Annotated in this window: 11 protein-coding genes; 5 read left to right on the top strand and 6 right to left on the bottom strand. The window is 50.4% G+C overall.

Annotated elements, in window-relative coordinates; genetic code table 11:
* The first annotated feature begins 72 nt into the window (after window positions 1-72).
* Window positions 73-1,548: a WD40 repeat domain-containing protein gene (locus tag ACO6UY_RS01930; RefSeq protein WP_422488897.1), complete on the top strand. Its 1,476-nt coding sequence runs from the start codon at window positions 73-75 to the stop codon at window positions 1,546-1,548.
* A gap of 86 nt (window positions 1,549-1,634) precedes the next feature.
* Here the strand turns inward: ACO6UY_RS01930 and ACO6UY_RS01925 are convergent, their stop codons facing one another.
* The 6 genes from ACO6UY_RS01925 to ACO6UY_RS01900 form a co-directional block, all read right to left on the bottom strand.
* Window positions 1,635-3,851, bottom strand: a complete 2,217-nt coding sequence (locus ACO6UY_RS01925; RefSeq protein ID WP_422488896.1) for a TonB-dependent receptor — start codon at window positions 3,849-3,851, stop codon at window positions 1,635-1,637.
* A gap of 98 nt (window positions 3,852-3,949) precedes the next feature.
* Window positions 3,950-5,968, bottom strand: a complete 2,019-nt coding sequence (locus tag ACO6UY_RS01920) for an iron ABC transporter permease (protein WP_422488895.1) — start codon at window positions 5,966-5,968, stop codon at window positions 3,950-3,952.
* On the bottom strand, window positions 5,965-6,888 hold the full coding sequence (locus ACO6UY_RS01915) for an iron-siderophore ABC transporter substrate-binding protein (RefSeq protein WP_422488893.1): 924 nt from the start codon (window positions 6,886-6,888) through the stop codon (window positions 5,965-5,967). The genes ACO6UY_RS01920 and ACO6UY_RS01915 overlap by 4 nt, the downstream gene beginning before the upstream one ends.
* Complete coding sequence (locus ACO6UY_RS01910) at window positions 6,889-7,719, bottom strand: ABC transporter ATP-binding protein (RefSeq protein ID WP_422488892.1); 831 nt, start codon at window positions 7,717-7,719, stop codon at window positions 6,889-6,891.
* Window positions 7,720-7,835: 116 nt separating this feature from the next.
* The gene (locus tag ACO6UY_RS01905) at window positions 7,836-8,228 is read right to left on the bottom strand and encodes a hypothetical protein (protein WP_422488890.1); all 393 of its coding nucleotides are present in this window, start codon (window positions 8,226-8,228) and stop codon (window positions 7,836-7,838) included.
* Window positions 8,210-9,499: an MFS transporter gene (locus ACO6UY_RS01900; RefSeq protein ID WP_422488889.1), complete on the bottom strand. Its 1,290-nt coding sequence runs from the start codon at window positions 9,497-9,499 to the stop codon at window positions 8,210-8,212. The genes ACO6UY_RS01905 and ACO6UY_RS01900 overlap by 19 nt, the downstream gene beginning before the upstream one ends.
* Before the next feature lie 252 nt (window positions 9,500-9,751).
* Here ACO6UY_RS01900 and ACO6UY_RS01895 point away from each other — a divergent pair, with 252 nt between their 5' ends.
* The 4 genes from ACO6UY_RS01895 to ACO6UY_RS01880 are packed head-to-tail and all read left to right on the top strand — an operon-like array spanning window position 9,752 to window position 15,898.
* Window positions 9,752-11,671 (top strand): IucA/IucC family protein, encoded by a 1,920-nt coding sequence (locus ACO6UY_RS01895; RefSeq protein WP_422488887.1) that lies wholly within the window; start codon window positions 9,752-9,754, stop codon window positions 11,669-11,671.
* A gap of 29 nt (window positions 11,672-11,700) precedes the next feature.
* Complete coding sequence (locus tag ACO6UY_RS01890) at window positions 11,701-12,729, top strand: GNAT family N-acetyltransferase (protein ID WP_422488885.1); 1,029 nt, start codon at window positions 11,701-11,703, stop codon at window positions 12,727-12,729.
* Window positions 12,726-14,564, top strand: coding sequence for an IucA/IucC family protein (locus ACO6UY_RS01885; RefSeq protein ID WP_422488883.1), 1,839 nt, complete (start codon window positions 12,726-12,728; stop codon window positions 14,562-14,564). Before ACO6UY_RS01890 ends, ACO6UY_RS01885 begins: the two co-directional genes overlap by 4 nt.
* Window positions 14,561-15,898 (top strand): lysine N(6)-hydroxylase/L-ornithine N(5)-oxygenase family protein, encoded by a 1,338-nt coding sequence (locus tag ACO6UY_RS01880; RefSeq protein WP_422444439.1) that lies wholly within the window; start codon window positions 14,561-14,563, stop codon window positions 15,896-15,898. The genes ACO6UY_RS01885 and ACO6UY_RS01880 overlap by 4 nt, the downstream gene beginning before the upstream one ends.
* Window positions 15,899-15,972: the final 74 nt, after the last annotated feature.

Here is a 15,972-nt window from a genome sequence, read left to right as displayed (position 1 = left end):
CTGAATTCACGCAGACTGATTATTATATTTCCGGGAAAAGAACTTTAGAGCTATTCACTGGTCAGAGACTGCATGGCTAATAATATCGCTGATAGTGCTAACGGTTCTTCCCCTCATTATCCCCGGGAAACATATCCATCGGGCAACCAGACAGGGGAAAAAACCACTGCGGGGATTTCGGTTGTTCATCCAGAACAGGTGTCTTCTTTAATGGTATTGCCAAATGAACTCCTGGTTAAAATTTCTAACGACCTGTCTTTCGTTGATGTTAGAAGCCTGGCTTTAACAAATAAGCGTTTAATGACACTGTTCAACACAGAAGAAAAACTGAAAAAACTGGCCATTCAATATTATGGCTCTGCCTTTGAAGGCTATAGAAAAATAATTGGAAACAGGCATATACCCGCTGTTCCAGGCAATAAAATTCATGACCGTTTATTACGGCTTGCCTATTACCGATTCGTCAGCAATCAATACTTTGCTGATCTGGGAAGCAAAGCCTGGAGAGCCTGTGTGGCCGTTCTGAGAGGGCATAACAGGAGTGTGAACTCAGTTACGGCATTGGCCAATGGTTTGCTGGCTTCCGGTGCTGATGACCGGGCCGTGAAGTTGTGGGATCTGGGCAGGTCAGGTCGGCGCAAATGCGTGGTGACGCTAATTGGGCATACTCAAAGGGTGAACTCAGTCACGTTATTGCCTGATGGACGGCTGGCTTCCTGTTCTGATGACGGGACTGTAAAGGTGTGGGATCTAAGCAAGCCAGACGGCGAGCAATGTGTGGCGACGCTGTATGGGCATAACGAATGGGTGCAGTTAGTCACGGTATTGCCTGATGGGCGGCTGGCTTCCTGCTCTGTTGATAAAACCATAAAGGTCTGGGATTTGGGCAAGCCCGACAGCCAGCGATGCGTGGCGACGCTGTATGGGCATACCGGCTGGGTGGAGTCAGTCACGGTATTGCCCGGTGGGCGGCTGGCTTCCTGCGCTCATGACGGGACCGTAAAGGTGTGGGATCTGGGCAAGCTCGACGGTCAGCAATGCGTAGCGACGTTGATAGGGCATTCTGGCTGGGTGGTGTCAGTCACGGTATTGGCCGATGGGCGGCTAGCCTCCTGTTCATCTTTTGACAATACCGTAAAGGTGTGGGATCTGGGCAAGCCCGACGGCCAGCAATGCGTGGCGACGCTGAATGGGCATACCGGCATAGTGTTGTCAGTCACGCAATTGCCCGATGGGCGTCTGGCTTCCTGCTCGGGTCCTGGTGATCTGAGCGTAAGAGTGTGGGATCTGAGCAAGCCAGACGGTCAGCAATGCGTGGCAATACTGAAGGGGCATACCGCATGTGTGAAATCCGTCACGGCATTGCCTGATGGGGGGCTGGCTTCCTGTTCTCTTGACGGGACCATAAGGGTGTGGCGTCTGAACAAACCCGAAGAGAAGCGACGGAGGGTGACACCCCATGGAAAACACAACCGGTTGAACTCAGCCAAGACCGATGGGCGGCTGGATTCCTGCTCACCTCCCACGAAAAAGAAGAGAATTCGTTGATTGATAATGTAAAAACAAGCTGTCGTATATCAGCAACCTGACAAACTGAGCCCGCAACGAAATGTCAACAGGCTCTTGATGCCTTATCAGTACTCGACCCGGTAGCTCAGGTTATAGGCTCGACCTTCAGCCTTGTGTGCACTGATACCGCTATAGGTTGTCCTGGCCCACTGGCTGTATACGGTCTCGTAGTCCTTTTTCAACAGGTTGGTTATTCCTGCTTTAAGGGTGCCCATGGGAAGGTCGTAGGAAACCAGAAGGTCAACGGTTGTGTATCCATCAATTTTAAGGTCTGTCACCGTCTGGCTGGAAGAGCTGTAACTTTTCCCCTTGTCATAATCCAGGAAGGTCATGGATTGCAGGCGGACATTAAGATCTCCCTGATCATAAGCGACAAACGTTGTAAATTTCTCCGGTGAGACATCCGCCGCTTGCAGATCCAGCCACTCCCCTATTTCCTGGTAATAGCTGCGTCCTTCATTAAAGGCGTAAGTACCCCCGAGGTACCAGTAATCATTCAGGAAATATTCAATAGCGCCCTCAATGCCGTAGACTTTTCTTTTTTGATCCAGCAGGTCTACATTGTAGTCTTCATTAAAGGCAATGGTTTTGTCCGATTCGTTGTAGAAGACGGAGACATTGGCAAAGATATTGTCAAAGCTGCCCCGCCATCCAAGCTCGAAACTATCCGTCTTGATGGCATCGAGGTTTGCTTCAGAAATATTGGTTCGCGGGAGCGGCAGGCTATTAGGAAGACGACTAACCGGGGAGACCGTATCACGCAGAATTCTCGACGCATCGGGTACATCAAAACCCTGTGAGTAATTAGCGAACAGCTCATTACTTTGATTCAGATGGAAGACGAAGCCAAGATTAAACAGCGTATCGTCGTATTTTCTAACGGCACCTTCCAGTGGAGTTTTTGTTATCCCTAATTGTTGTGCAATCCAAGTTTCAGCGAGAGGCATATGATCACTGATATCCAGCCTTGCACGCTCATACCTGATACCGCCATTCAGCGTCAGCTGTGAGGTTAAATCATAGGAGGTTTGCAAATAAAGCCCAAGGGTTTTGGTTTCAACATCAGGACCATATTCATACTCTGGGCCTGTGGGCTCAATAACTCTGCCACCACTGGCTATATATTTTGCTAAATCATGCAGCTGCCCTCTTTGCTCGCCATCGTCCACATCATAATCAAGGCCGTAGGAAAGCTTGAGCTGATTATTCAGCGAACGGTCAAGGTTCAGTTTTACTCCAAAAACCTCAGCGGTAGACGTCGATTGGTTTATAAATGTACCTACTCCTCGAATGACGTTGGGATAGGGAAAGAATCGGGCTTCACGCCCACGATAGTAGGTCTGTGCCTGAAGGTTATTGCCCAGAAAATCGTCGTCTTTATAAACAAGGTCAATAGACTGTCGCTGACTGTAAGGCTGTTTTTCCAGCTCAAGTCCTTTCAGGGCTGCGGGTGAGTCGGCAATATTGCCACCAGGTACGGATGAAATATCGGGTGCAAAATCAGAATCCATCTGGTCATCAAAGAATTGCAGCGTTGCCTCCAGTCGCTGCTGGTCGGTCAGGTCATACCCAAGTTTAATCAGCGCATCTTTGCTATCGGTATCCATGCGGCTGACCTGGGATGGATCAGGGTTAACCCGGTTACCGTCTGCATCAAAAATACCGCCACGACTTTCATAGGTGCCACTGAGCAGGTAGTCAAAGGCACCGGAGCGGCCACTGATATTCTGGTTAAGTGTCCAGTTGGTCAGTTCATCACCGGATACTTTGAATCCTGCTTCCGAAGCAAACTGCAACTCATCGGTTTCAGGCTTACGGGTAATGACATTGATAATCCCGCCAGTAGCGCCAGCACCATAAATTGCACTGGCACCGGAGATAATCTCGATACGTTCAATATTTTCTGGCCGGATAGAGTTCAGTTGTCGGCTGATCTGACGGTTCTCCGTTTGAGCAATGCCATCGATCAGGACCAATACTTTCCGGCCGCGGAGGCTTTGGGTTCTGTCTGTCACCGTTTGCGTGCTGGGTCCAAACCCTGGAATCACCTGTTCAAGAACATCCGCCAGCTTCTGTCCCGGCTGGGACTGCTGAATAATCTCCTGCTGGCCGATTACCTGAACCGTACCAGAAATATTGGAAACGCTGGATTCTGAACGGGAGGCGGTAACCACTATCTGGTCCAGGGTGGTCACCGCTGTCTCTGAAGCTGCTGTCGCCTGAGCGGCGGTAACCAGAGAAATCGCCGCCATGAGTGGCAAAGGTATTTTTTTACTCTTCATTTTTCAACTTTTCCATGAGTAATGATTGTCATTCTTATTAAATCCTTATAGTTATGCAGGACCTGCTTCCTGCAGGCCTCTTTACTTCTTTTATTAAATTAACGACGCTTGATGTATTTTCCGCTGAGCAGCAGAAGAATGAAGTAAATACCACCGGCACCGGAAACCAGAAGGCCTGAGGGTATTTCAAAGGGAGCGATAACGGTTCGTGATAACCAGTCACTGCTGACCAGTAACAATGCCCCGGTAATGGCCGCGGCAGGAATAAGATGGCGGTGACTGGACATACCGGTCACTCTGCAGATATGGGGAGCCATCAGTCCGACAAAGGACACCCCGCCTACGGCAGCCACACTGAAAGCACTGAGCAACGCGACGATTACCAGCAGCAGCGCAATGGTTACGGATACACGAATACCGAGCAGTGTGGGCAGATAAGCACCAAGCTGAAGAATATCGAGCCTGCGCCACATCATCCACAAAATGGGAAGCAGGATGATAACGGCTGAAAACAGGGGATAGGTGCGTTCATCCGTCACGGCATAGGTGCTGCCGGACAGCCAGATCAGCACTTCACTGGACTGGTTGCTGCCCAGAACCAGCACCATACTGATCAGGGTGGTGGCAACCGCCGAAAGGCACAGACCGCCCAGGGCAAATAATAGTGGATTGAAACCGGTCAGACGGCTCAGGGTCAGCAACAGGATCAACGCAATACCACTGCCGGATATGGCTAACAGCATTAAACCAAAACTGTCTATTCCCGGGTAGAGGACGGCACCCAGAACAATAAATAAAACAGCGGTTGTCGTTAATCCCGATACGTCCGGGCTGGTCAGTGGGTTTCGGGTTAATGTTTGTAACACGAGACCGGAAACCCCAAGTGCCGCACCCGCAAACGCAGCGCTCATGACCCTGGGCCAGCGCAGATGCATAAACGTCATCTCTATCTGGCTGAACAGGCTCAATCCCATCAATATCAGACACAGTAAGGACAGAACTGCCAGAGTGCGGTTCGGATTCATAGAGAACAGTGCGCGTATACCTGTTTCTCCCGGCGTTGTCCCCAGTGCACCGACCCGGTTTCTCCGCGTCAGTAGAAAAATCATAAACGGGGCTCCAACAATGGTGGTCATGACGCCAGCGGGAAAGCTGTAATGGGAGTCCGAGACCATTATCGGGATCAATCGTGCGGCGATATCAGCACTGAGCAGCAACAATGCCCCCACCACCGAAGCCAGCAGCAGTCGCGACCATACCGGCTGACAGCCCAGGCCCCGGGCAATATGAGGTGCGATCAGGCCAACAAAACTGATCATCCCTACCTGACTGACAACGGTAGAAGACAGGATCACGGCAATCAGCAACGAAAAGCCAACGGTATGTCGTACATTTACCCCAAGGGTTTGGGCCTGTTCTGCCCCCAGGGTAATCAGGTCAAGTTGCCGGGCAAAGAATAACGCGATAAGGGTGAACAGCAGGATTATTGGCCAGCTGTGCTGAACCGCCTGAAAATCGAACTGGGAGAGATTACCGGCCCCCCAGGTATACAACCCATCCAGACGGTTTTCGAAAAACATCAGCATGCCAGCACTGATAGCACCAAAAGAGAGGGTGATTGCCATCCCCACCAGCACCAGGTTAACCGGTGAATTGCTGATGGCACTGGCCAGACGGAAGACCAGTAATGTGGTGATTATTGCGCCGGTAAATGCCACCACGACCGGGTATTGCCCGGTAATATCCGGCAGCAATACCGATCCCATCACAATCGCAACCATGGCCCCGGCATTAACGCCCAGGGTTGCAGGGCTGGCAAAGGGATTCCTGGTTGCGCCCTGAATCAGTACTCCGGCCGCGCCCAGGGCTGCACCACAGAGTAAAGCCATCAGGGTTCTGGGCAGTAACAACCAGGTAACAATGGTTGCATTGAGGGGCTGATGCTCGCGGATACTTCCGCCCGGTACTGACGATGGAAAAAATGGCATATCGACCAGCAAACTGGCGTCAATGCCTGATGGGCCGGTCATTAATGATATTGCCACGGCCACCACATACAGCAGAAATACCGACAGGAAGACGCTGGTTGCTTTAAAGGGTACGGAGTAATTCATCATGCCTCCGGTGCCAGTTGTGACACGATTGCCGTTGCCATGCGGGTTGCGGACAACGGTCCTCCGAAGGACCACAGTGCTGGCAAATAGTGAACCCGCCCTTCCCTGACCGCCGGGATAGCCTGCCATACCGGAGAACGGGTCATGACCGGAAGGTCATCAGGCTGACTACCGATAATAAGCAGGCTGGCATCACCAATGGTGGTCAGCTTTAACAGGTCAACATGGGTAAAGTCCCGCCCTGGCAGAGCGCTGTGCCAGCTATTCACCAGACCCAGCTCATTAACGATGGCCCCCGCCATGGACGCATCGGCATAGACCCTGAGCCCAAGCCCCATTCCCACAAATTTACCAACGACCACTGGCTGTCCGGCCATACCGGCTTGCTGGATACGACGTCGTGCCAAGTCCATTAACTGTTCCATTTCCCGTAGCTTTTCCTCCGCCAGAGTCGTTTGATCGGTCAGCCGGGCGACAGAGCGAAAGACACTCTGCATCCTGTGGTAGTAGTTTGAAGGGTTGTCTGTTGTGGGATACTGGGTAAACAGCACCGTGGGAGCAATGGCTTCCAGCTCTGCAATAATTCGATTGTGTCGCCATTGGTAGCCCAGTATTAAATCCGGCTTGAGCACAGCAATGGCCTCAAGTGATGGTTCGGATCTTAAGCCCAGCTCCTGAACCCCGTCTGGCATTATCGGACTATTGGATTGCCACTCCTTATACCCTTTGATTGACGTGACCCCCGCAGGTGTAATGCCCAGGGTCAGCAACATTTCCGCCTGGGTCCAATTAAGGGCGGCAATCTTATCGTATCTTTTTTCGCCGGAATCGAAAGATGATGCCCCGGCTGACTGAGCCGCAGTGGCGAGTAGCAACAATAAGGTAAAAGCAGCGTGCAGCCTGGCATTGAAAGATACTGACATTCAGGCAACTTCCTTGTCTGATACACTCGGCAACGGCTCTGGTGAACTGTTCGCTGATGGCAAAAACAGGTGGTGATCATAACCTTCTGGCTGAACTCTGGTGGTTTTAACACCAAACACATCAGCAATAACGTCCGTGTCGATTACCCGGTCCGCCCTGCCCTGTCGTACCAGCTCTCCCTGGTTCATCAACACCACATCATCGCTGAATTGCAGCGCCTGATTAAGGTCGTGAAGAACCCAGACGACTGTCGTATTTTGCTCAAGGTTCAACGTCCGGACGATATCGAGCAGCTGGAGTTGATGGGCAATATCAAGCCATGAGGTGGGCTCATCCAGCAATAAAATTCCGGTCTCCTGGGCCAGTACCATTGCCAGCCATACCCGCTGCATTTCTCCCCCGGACAGGTGATCGACCCGTTCCTTGGCGAAGTCCACCATATCTACCCGAGCCAGCGCTGTGTTGATTGCCCGGTGATCACTGGCTTTCATCCGGCCAAAGGGGCCTGCATGGGGGTAACGGCCACAGGCGACCAGTTCAGAAACTGACATTCCCAGGGGCACGGGTGAGTGCTGAGGTAACAGTGCCAGCTTCCGGGCCAGTGCTTTTCTGTGCCATTGCACCAGCGGTTTTCCAGCGTGTAACGCTGCTCCGCTATCGGGCGTGATCAAACCGGAAAGCATCTTTAACAGCGTGCTTTTGCCCGAACCATTAGGTCCGAGAATGGCGGTTATTCTGCCGGGAGCCAACTCAAGGCTGATCGGCTTGATCACCTGCTTGCCATTAACACGGTAACTTGCCTGATTAAGGCAGAGTGTATGATTAGACATCCATTTTTCTTTTTTGATGAACTGTTTCGTTTGTCTCAGGCTGATCCGTTTTCTGCTGGTTTATTGATCAGTTGTTTTGAGATGGTTGCGAATGATATTGATTATCATTTGATCCTTCAAGTAATTTTCTTGTTATCCTGTATTCGAGCCATTGCCCAATCCCTTGCTTCACTCCAATCCAGGGACGCCTTCATGGGAAACGGCATGGCATTTTGCATGTTTTTACTGACCACACGGTCGCCCTCTTGTTCCGAGCCAACCAGCCTGGCGACACCGGAACAATATAAACCCAGCAACTCTCGCTTCTCCTTAAACCAGAGCCCAAGCAATTTACGGGCTACGGGTGAAAATTCACTGTCAGGCTGCGCATGTATTACCATGCTGAAGGGCTCTTTTCTGTCCAGAAGCCCGGATAACTCATGTAACCAATCCTGTGCATCCTGATCCGTTGCCGGAGCATTAAAGCGGATGGTAACCATTGGCCAACCCATCATTTGAATCGCAGACATAATGACTTCCCGTGTTTATGATCAACCCATAAAAAAGTGATCATCAGTGATATGCTGGCAACCAGCACCCCGACCAACTCCTGCTGCCAGCCATTACTGTTCATCGTGCCGGCCAGCAAAGCACCCAGCGTATAGCCAATGGTATGAATCATAGTGAGCATGCCGGTAAGAGCACCCTGCTGACTGCTGGCCTGAGCAGATGCCAATGCCGTATAGGCGGGGGTTAATAAAGCAACCGAAGCGGCGCTGATGGTCAGTCCGCTGGCCAGCCAGAACAGGCGCTCACCGGTCACCATGAACATACTGCCGATCAGCAACAACACACTCCCACACTTCAATGCCATGACCAGATTTCGCTGAACCCACCGGGCAGCGACCAGATGGGCAATAATGGTCGACAGTGCTGCCAGCATCATCAGGATTGACAGTAATCGGGTGGTGGTGACTCCGTCATGAACAATAAGATGAAGTCGGGGACCGGCCAGGTATTGCAGAAACCCAAACAACGTAGTGACTGAGCACGCCAGTAACAGCAACGGCCAGGTCTCTGTCATTAATCCCAATAAGCGCACATTGCCATTACTGGCTGCTGACATCTTGTCATGCCTGACTGATACAACGGGTAAAATGACTAGCAGAATGAAGAGAACCATAGCCAGCAGCGATACGACACCGATGGGAAAAGCACTTCCCCAGCTGATGAATATGGCTGGCACCAGGGGGCCTGATAGCCGACCTACATTAATACTGGCGGTGATGCGGCTGAGCATTCTGGCTCGATTTGACGGACTACTGTCGTCAATTACCCATGCCTGAACTGCCGGGTACAAGCCAGATGCAAGCAGCCCATAGACGATGCGGGCAGAGAACATTAAGAAAATTGCCTGCTGTTGATTCAGCACGTCAGACACTACTCCCTGAATAGACAGGGTCAGCATCAAAAAGCTCAGGGCTATGCCGGCAGTACCCGAGATGATTACAGGTATACGACCATATCTGTCTGATATCCGTCCCCAGATGGGGGCCGATACGATAAACAATCCTGTACCGAGAGCAACCATGGTGCTGAGCACACCATAGCCAATTCCGGTCTCTTCCAGAATGGCTGGCAGGCTGATCAGCAGTGTTGTCTGGCCAGTTCCCAGCAGGAATACCGCGATCAAACGACAGAAGTTATTCCGGGCAGGGTTTTGTCCGAAAGAGCGTTGTCCGAAAGAGCGCTGCCCGGAATGGGTGTCTGTTGAAACGTGATATAACGCATTTTCCGGCATGTTCAATTCTCAATGCTGCACATTTATTATTCAATTTGTTGCAAATGATAATTGTTATCATATAGGATGACAACCCAATCCAGAACGGGATCGATTTTAAAAAGTGAAAATAACAGACCGTTGAAAAGGAAAATGGGTTGGTGAATAAGTTAAGAATTGATGACCAACCCCTATTAAAACTTTTAATAACTAACTCTCAACAACGTTGTTGATGAGAGCGTAATTCGTTGAACCATAAAAACTGAAATAATAATGATGTCCTCAGATTCAATACTGAAATCGTCGGCTGATAAAATAATGTCCGGCATATCCCCCGATAGCGTGGATGCTCAACGGCGAAGTGATGCGGCTATTGTCAGAAACCAGGCTGAAGTGCTGAGCGCTAACTGTTTTTTTAATGCGCTCCTGCGAGAATGGCAAGGCTGGACATTACATAAAGTTAATGAGTTTAAAGTGATAGAGCGTTATCGATCACAATTGAACTCTGCCATCGGGAAGAACATTGACCATGTGATCAATATCCCTGTTCATGATGTATCGCTATTGGTATGTATCAGTCACTTTTCAATAACCGGGCGTCACCAGTTTTTAATGCCAGTCATTTTATCGAGCCCGGCAAAAGCAACGGCTACTCCCATCACTTTTATAGAGGCCGTTCAGTTGCTGGTCAGTGGGGATATTCTCTGGCAGAGCGATCCACAGAGCCGGAGAAACTTCCTGGAACGGGTTCATCACAGTGTTAACAATATTGAAACCAATCTGAGAGTCCGTCAGCCATCATTAGACGCTATTTTTAATGCTCCCGGGGATTTTCAGACTTCAGAACAGTCACTGCTGGCAGGGCACTCTGTCCATCCCTGCCCGAAAAGTTATGATCAATTCAGTCGGGATGATGCCGCCCGGTATATGCCTGAGTTTGGTAGCAGCTTCAAGCTACATTGGTTTGCCATAGACTCCGACCTGCTCGATGCCGACAGTGTTCATACACTGTCGTTCAGTGAACTGACCAGACAACTGGCAGAAGAAGACCAGAACTTTCCAGCTGCATTACTCCATGGAACCCCGGAGCATCAAACGCTCTTGCCTGCCCATCCATGGCAGGCTGAACAGTGGCTGAAAAGTAACTATATACGTCAGTTGATTCAGGAAAAAAAACTGGTTGATTATGGATTAAAGGGCAGTGACTGGAGAGCAACATCATCCGTGCGTTCCCTGCATGCCAGCCACGCGTCTTTCATGTTGAAGTATTCACTCAGCGTAAAACTGACCAACTCTGTGCGCCACCTGTTACCTAAAGAGGTGATTCGCGGCAAAGAGATCCATCAGGTGAAATATCATACGTCCATTGGCACGGAAATGAAGCAGCGCTACCCGGACTTTGAGGTGATCACCGAGCCTGCCCATGGGGCGATCAGGGGACCGGATGGACAGATATTGCCAGAGACCATGATGGTTCTGCGGGAAAATCCATTCAATAACGTTCAAACATTGAGGTCAACCGAGTTACTGGCCAGCCTGACCCAGGATAATCCTGACGGTGCATCAAGGCTGGTTTCACTGATCCGGAAACTGGCTGACAAAGAGCAGCTTCCACCAGAAAAAATAGCTGTTCGCTGGTTTAACCAATACCTGTCAACAGTCGTAGAACCGCTGATGATTGGACAGTCAGACTTTGGTCTTTTATTTGGTGCCCATCAGCAGAACCTGTTGATCACTCTGAAACAGGGTTATCCCCGGAAAGTCTATTTCCGTGATTGCCAGGGAACGGGCTACAGCCATACCGCCCGTGAACTTCTGGCGGAGACGATCTCAGCAGAAACCAGGCAGCAGGAGCATCATGTGGATGGTGAACTGGGCAACTGGTTGTTTACCTATTATCTGATCATCAATTCCACCTTTAGTGTCATCAGTGCCCTTGGGGCCGGGCAAGTCACTTCAGAATCTTCACTGCTGGTGGCCCTTAGAGAGTTTCTGATGAAACTCAGAGCGTCTGATCCCAGAGATACAGGTTGTCTGGACTACATTCTCAACAGTCCTGAACTCTGGTCAAAGGGCAACTTTTATTGCTCTTACTGCGATATGAATGAGAACACCCTGGAAAATCCTCTGGCAGTGTATCACCCGCTAGCTAACCCACTCGTCGGGTTGTCACAGGACGAACTTCTACCTTAATCGCCAAAAATCCGTAAACAGGGACAGCAATGACAACAACAATGAAACTTCCGGGAAAAACACTGCCGGGTATTCTGCATCCGGAGATAACACTGAAGCCTCTCAGCACCAACACACTGTTGATCAATGATGCTACCACTTCACTGCATTTGAGCATCTCTGGCACCGACAGGCTGGTTATTTCTCCGGCCAATAGCTCCGACCTGCAGGACAGGATTCCCGATCATCTTATGGCGGCAGGCCTGGATTATCTGTATGCAAACCATCCAACGCTGGAACAAATTCACTTGTCTCCCCTGATATCTGAACAGCTGGAGTCAGGGTCATGGCTACATGATATTGATCAAACCTCCGGGGAGAGCATCAACGTCAGAACCGGCTTTTACCAGAATCGTACGCTTTGGCATTGGCAAAACAACAATGTACTGACACCAGAAATCTGGACGGAAAACAGCAATGGCATTTCCCACCCGCTGCGACCGTTACAACCTTCCGGTGTCGTTTATCAGCGTTATGATTATCAGAATGATCTCACTATTTCGTTCCGCTCCATTGATCCGGAGGAAGACCTGGCCACTTTTCATCAGTGGATGAATCAGCCGCGAGTTGCTGAGTTCTGGGAACTGGCAAAGAGCAGGGAAGAGCTGCGCAACTACCTGCAAACGCTGCTCAAAGACAGAAAAACCTGGCCCCTGGTAGGCAGCATTAACGGTGAACCTTTTGGTTACTTTGAGCTTTACTGGGCGATGGAAGATCGCATTGCTCCCTATTATGACTGCCAGCCATGGGACCGTGGTTTTCATCTGCTGGTGGGAAACCCGGACTTCTTGGGAAAACGGTTTTCCAACAGCTGGACCAAATCCATAACCCACTTCCTCTATCTGGACGATCCGAGAACCGGCCGATTGGTTGGTGAGCCAAGGGCCGACAATCGGCGTTTATTGAAGTTACTGGCACCTGCCGGTTGGTCGTTTGTCAAAACATTTGATTTCCCCCATAAACGGGCAGCCCTGGTAAACGGTTATCGACGTACGTTTTTCAGGGAGGTACAGCTATGAATCAGGCGGTCACACAGTCTCTACTAAAGAGTCTACTGAAGAGTCCACTGAAGACCAAACCCTCCTCTTTCTGGTTACAGGCTAATCAACGTTTGCTGGCAAAAAGTCTCAGTGAACTGAGCTGGGAAGAAGCAATTTCACCACTGGAGCTTGATAACGGTGATTTCACCCTGGAGCTGCAAAGTGGCACCCGCTATCAGTTTGCAGCCTGGCGAACCGTCTGGGATCAATTGATCATTGACCCGGCCTCCATTATTCGTACCGGATCTGATGGTCAGTGCTCGTCATTTTCGGATGTCAGTCAGTTATTTATTGATGCCCGGACAGAGCTTCATCTCACGTCGGTAATATTGGCAAATTTTCTGGAAGAGCTGGCCAACACCCTGATGGCCGAAGTTCGGGTACAGCAGAACTACCATCAAAAAACTGCCGCTGAGTTGATTGACCTGACCGATGATGAACTCCAATGTTATCTGGATGGTCACCCGAAAGTGACCGTCAGCAAAGGCCGTATCGGTTGGGGGGGCAATGACTATGAGGCCTATGCCACCGAATTTCTGCCGGAGATTCAACTGGAATGGCTGGCCGTCAGCCGAGAGCATTGTCAGCTATCCAAAATAGATGACCTTTCTGAGCAGGCATTATTGTCTGCAGTGCTTGATACGCAGGCTCAGGCTAAGCTTTTAGACGTCTTTCATGGAATGAATTTAACAGCAGACGAGTATTTCCTGCTGCCGGTTCACCCATGGCAATGGCAAAACAAGCTGGTGAATTTATTTGCTGGCGAGATTGCTGCGGATCGTATCGTTCATCTGGGGGCTTTTGGTGACCCGATGTTGCCGCAACAGTCTCTGCGTACGCTATCAAACCGGCAGAGACCCAAACAGTTGAACATTAAGCTGCCGCTCTCGATTTTAAACACCTCCTGCTATCGGGGTATTCCCGGTCACTACATCAAGGCCGGGCCGATGATATCCAGGTGGCTGGCCAATATTGTGAATACTGACCCAACGCTGGCAAACCGGGGCGTCATCATCCTTGAAGAGCCCGCAGGTGCCTTCTACCCCAACCCGATATTTACCCAGGTTGAGGATGCTCCCTATCGTTATCATGAGATGCTGGGCTGCATCTGGCGACAGAGTGTACACGACAAAATCAAGACATCTGAACGTGCTGTCCTGATCTCCACCCTGTTTCAACGGGATGGTTTCAATGAACCGCTCATCCATGAGTACATTCGCCGTTCAGGGCTGTCAGCCAGACAATGGTTGACCCGACTGTTCAATTCGGTGGTCATCCCACTCTACCATTTGCTCTGTAAATACGGTGTTGGCCTGGTGGCCCATGGCCAGAATGTCACGGTGGTTCTTGAGCATCATCAGCCTGTCCGTGTTGCTCTTAAAGATTTTCAGGGGGACTTGCGCCTTATTGATCAGGACTTTCCTGAGCTGGAAAGCCTGAGTGACTATGCCCGCTCAGTGACTACGAGACTGCCCGCTGAATACCTTATTCATGACTTGCAGACTGGGCACTTTGTCAGCGTTCTGCGCTTTATTTCCGCTTGCCTGGCAGAAAAAGGCCTGGCGGAAAAAGGATTTTCTGAGGTGGACTTTTACGGACTCCTTGGTAAACAACTGCAGTTGTATATGAAAGCACATCCGGAACTGAACGGGCGCTTTAAACTGTTTGACCTGTTCCAACCGGAAATGGCCCGTGTTTGCCTGAACAGAGTCCGATTCAAACAGGGTTATGGTGACGCCAGTGAACGTCCACTGCCGGAACTGGGTACACCGCTTAACAACCCATTAGCAACGACATTCAGGGAAGTACGATGAGATTGCAAAAAATCACGGATTGCGAAACCGATATTCTGGAACTGGCCGGACTGGGTGCCGGGCCATTCAATTTGAGCCTGGCCGCCCTGCTGGATAGTCAACCCACCATTTCAACCCGGTTTTTTGACAAAAAAGCAACCTTTGGCTGGCATCCGGGCCTAATGCTTCCGGGGGCTCATATGCAAACTTCCTGTCTGAAAGACCTGGTTACTGCTGTTCAGCCAACAAGCCCATGGTCGTTTATTTCATTTCTGGTCAATAAAGGGCGTTTTTACTCATTTCTCTCCACCGAAAAAATGGTCATCAGTCGTACAGAGTTTGTTGAATACCTGAGCTGGGTGGCAAATAACCTGAGTTCGGTCACGTTTGATACTGAAATTCGGGAAGTCAGCTTTACCGATCATCACTTTGTGCTGAAGTCTGACCATCAATCCTTTAAAGCCAGGAATCTCTGTCTGGGCACCGGCAAATCACCCTATACCCCGGAGTGTACCCGGCGATGGCTCGGCCCGGACTGCTTCCATGCCGGTAGCCTGATGACGCAGGATGTAGATTTAGCCAATAAACGGGTGGCGGTTATTGGTGGCGGACAGACCGGGGCCGAAGTCTTCCTGAACTGTCTGCGAGGCCAATGGGGAAAGGTTGCTCAGGTGAACTGGGTATCCCGGCGAGCGGGCTTTGAACCCCTGGATGAAAGTCCCTTTACCAATGAGTATTTCACCCCGGGCTATGTGGGCCAGTTTCTGTCACTGCCCAGTGATAAAAAACAGAACATCGTCAATTATCAAAAGCTGGCAAGTGATGGAATTACCCCGGCCTATCTGCTGGAACTCTACCGGGAGCTTTATGACCGAACCTATCTTGGCAACGGTGATGTGAGCTGGCAATTGCTGCCGGACCGAACGTTAGCAGATATGTCCTTAACGTCCACAGGCTTTTATGATCTGCGTTTATTCAATGCATTGTCAGAATGCGATGAACAGCTGGCCGCTGACGTGGTTATTCTATGTACTGGCTTTCAGAATGCACTGCCCGAGTATCTGGAACCGATTCGGGAACAGTTAACGATGGATCAGCAAAATCGATTCAAGCTATCCCCAAGTTTTAAAGTGGCCTGGGATGGCCCGGAAGACCGACGGATTTATGCGGTGAATGCCGGTTTACACAGTCACGGCATTGTTGAGCCGCAGTTAAGTCTCACGGCCTGGCGCTCAGCAACCATCATTAATGACTTGATGCACGAAGACGTCTTTCCGGTCAATCAACCACCCGGTTTTATCCACTGGCTGAGTAATACGGATTTTCTGCCCAATGGCAAAGAAGAAAATGGGTAGTCTTTTTTCCACCGGCCTCTATCTACAAGGTTGGTAGAATAGTCCTTGAAATTCAGATTAAAGAAGGGCATGCA

Origin of the sequence: Endozoicomonas sp. ALE010, from assembly GCF_049310165.1 — a bacterium.
Taxonomy (GTDB): Bacteria; Pseudomonadota; Gammaproteobacteria; order Pseudomonadales; family Endozoicomonadaceae; genus Endozoicomonas.
Note: the sequence above shows the minus strand (reverse complement) of the source record. Positions and strands in the feature narration are given on the sequence as shown.

What these genes read in the sequence shown, in the direction of transcription:
- ACO6UY_RS01930 (WP_422488897.1), top strand. Translation starts at nt 73, where the DNA reads ATGGCTAATAATATCGCTGATAGTGCTAACGGTTCTTCCCCTCATTAT.
- ACO6UY_RS01925 (WP_422488896.1), bottom strand. Translation starts at nt 3,851, where the DNA reads ATGAAGAGTAAAAAAATACCTTTGCCACTCATGGCGGCGATTTCTCTG.
- ACO6UY_RS01920 (WP_422488895.1), bottom strand. Translation starts at nt 5,968, where the DNA reads ATGATGAATTACTCCGTACCCTTTAAAGCAACCAGCGTCTTCCTGTCG.
- ACO6UY_RS01915 (WP_422488893.1), bottom strand. Translation starts at nt 6,888, where the DNA reads ATGTCAGTATCTTTCAATGCCAGGCTGCACGCTGCTTTTACCTTATTG.
- ACO6UY_RS01910 (WP_422488892.1), bottom strand. Translation starts at nt 7,719, where the DNA reads ATGTCTAATCATACACTCTGCCTTAATCAGGCAAGTTACCGTGTTAAT.
- ACO6UY_RS01905 (WP_422488890.1), bottom strand. Translation starts at nt 8,228, where the DNA reads ATGTCTGCGATTCAAATGATGGGTTGGCCAATGGTTACCATCCGCTTT.
- ACO6UY_RS01900 (WP_422488889.1), bottom strand. Translation starts at nt 9,499, where the DNA reads ATGCCGGAAAATGCGTTATATCACGTTTCAACAGACACCCATTCCGGG.
- ACO6UY_RS01895 (WP_422488887.1), top strand. Translation starts at nt 9,752, where the DNA reads ATGATGTCCTCAGATTCAATACTGAAATCGTCGGCTGATAAAATAATG.
- ACO6UY_RS01890 (WP_422488885.1), top strand. Translation starts at nt 11,701, where the DNA reads ATGACAACAACAATGAAACTTCCGGGAAAAACACTGCCGGGTATTCTG.
- ACO6UY_RS01885 (WP_422488883.1), top strand. Translation starts at nt 12,726, where the DNA reads ATGAATCAGGCGGTCACACAGTCTCTACTAAAGAGTCTACTGAAGAGT.
- ACO6UY_RS01880 (WP_422444439.1), top strand. Translation starts at nt 14,561, where the DNA reads ATGAGATTGCAAAAAATCACGGATTGCGAAACCGATATTCTGGAACTG.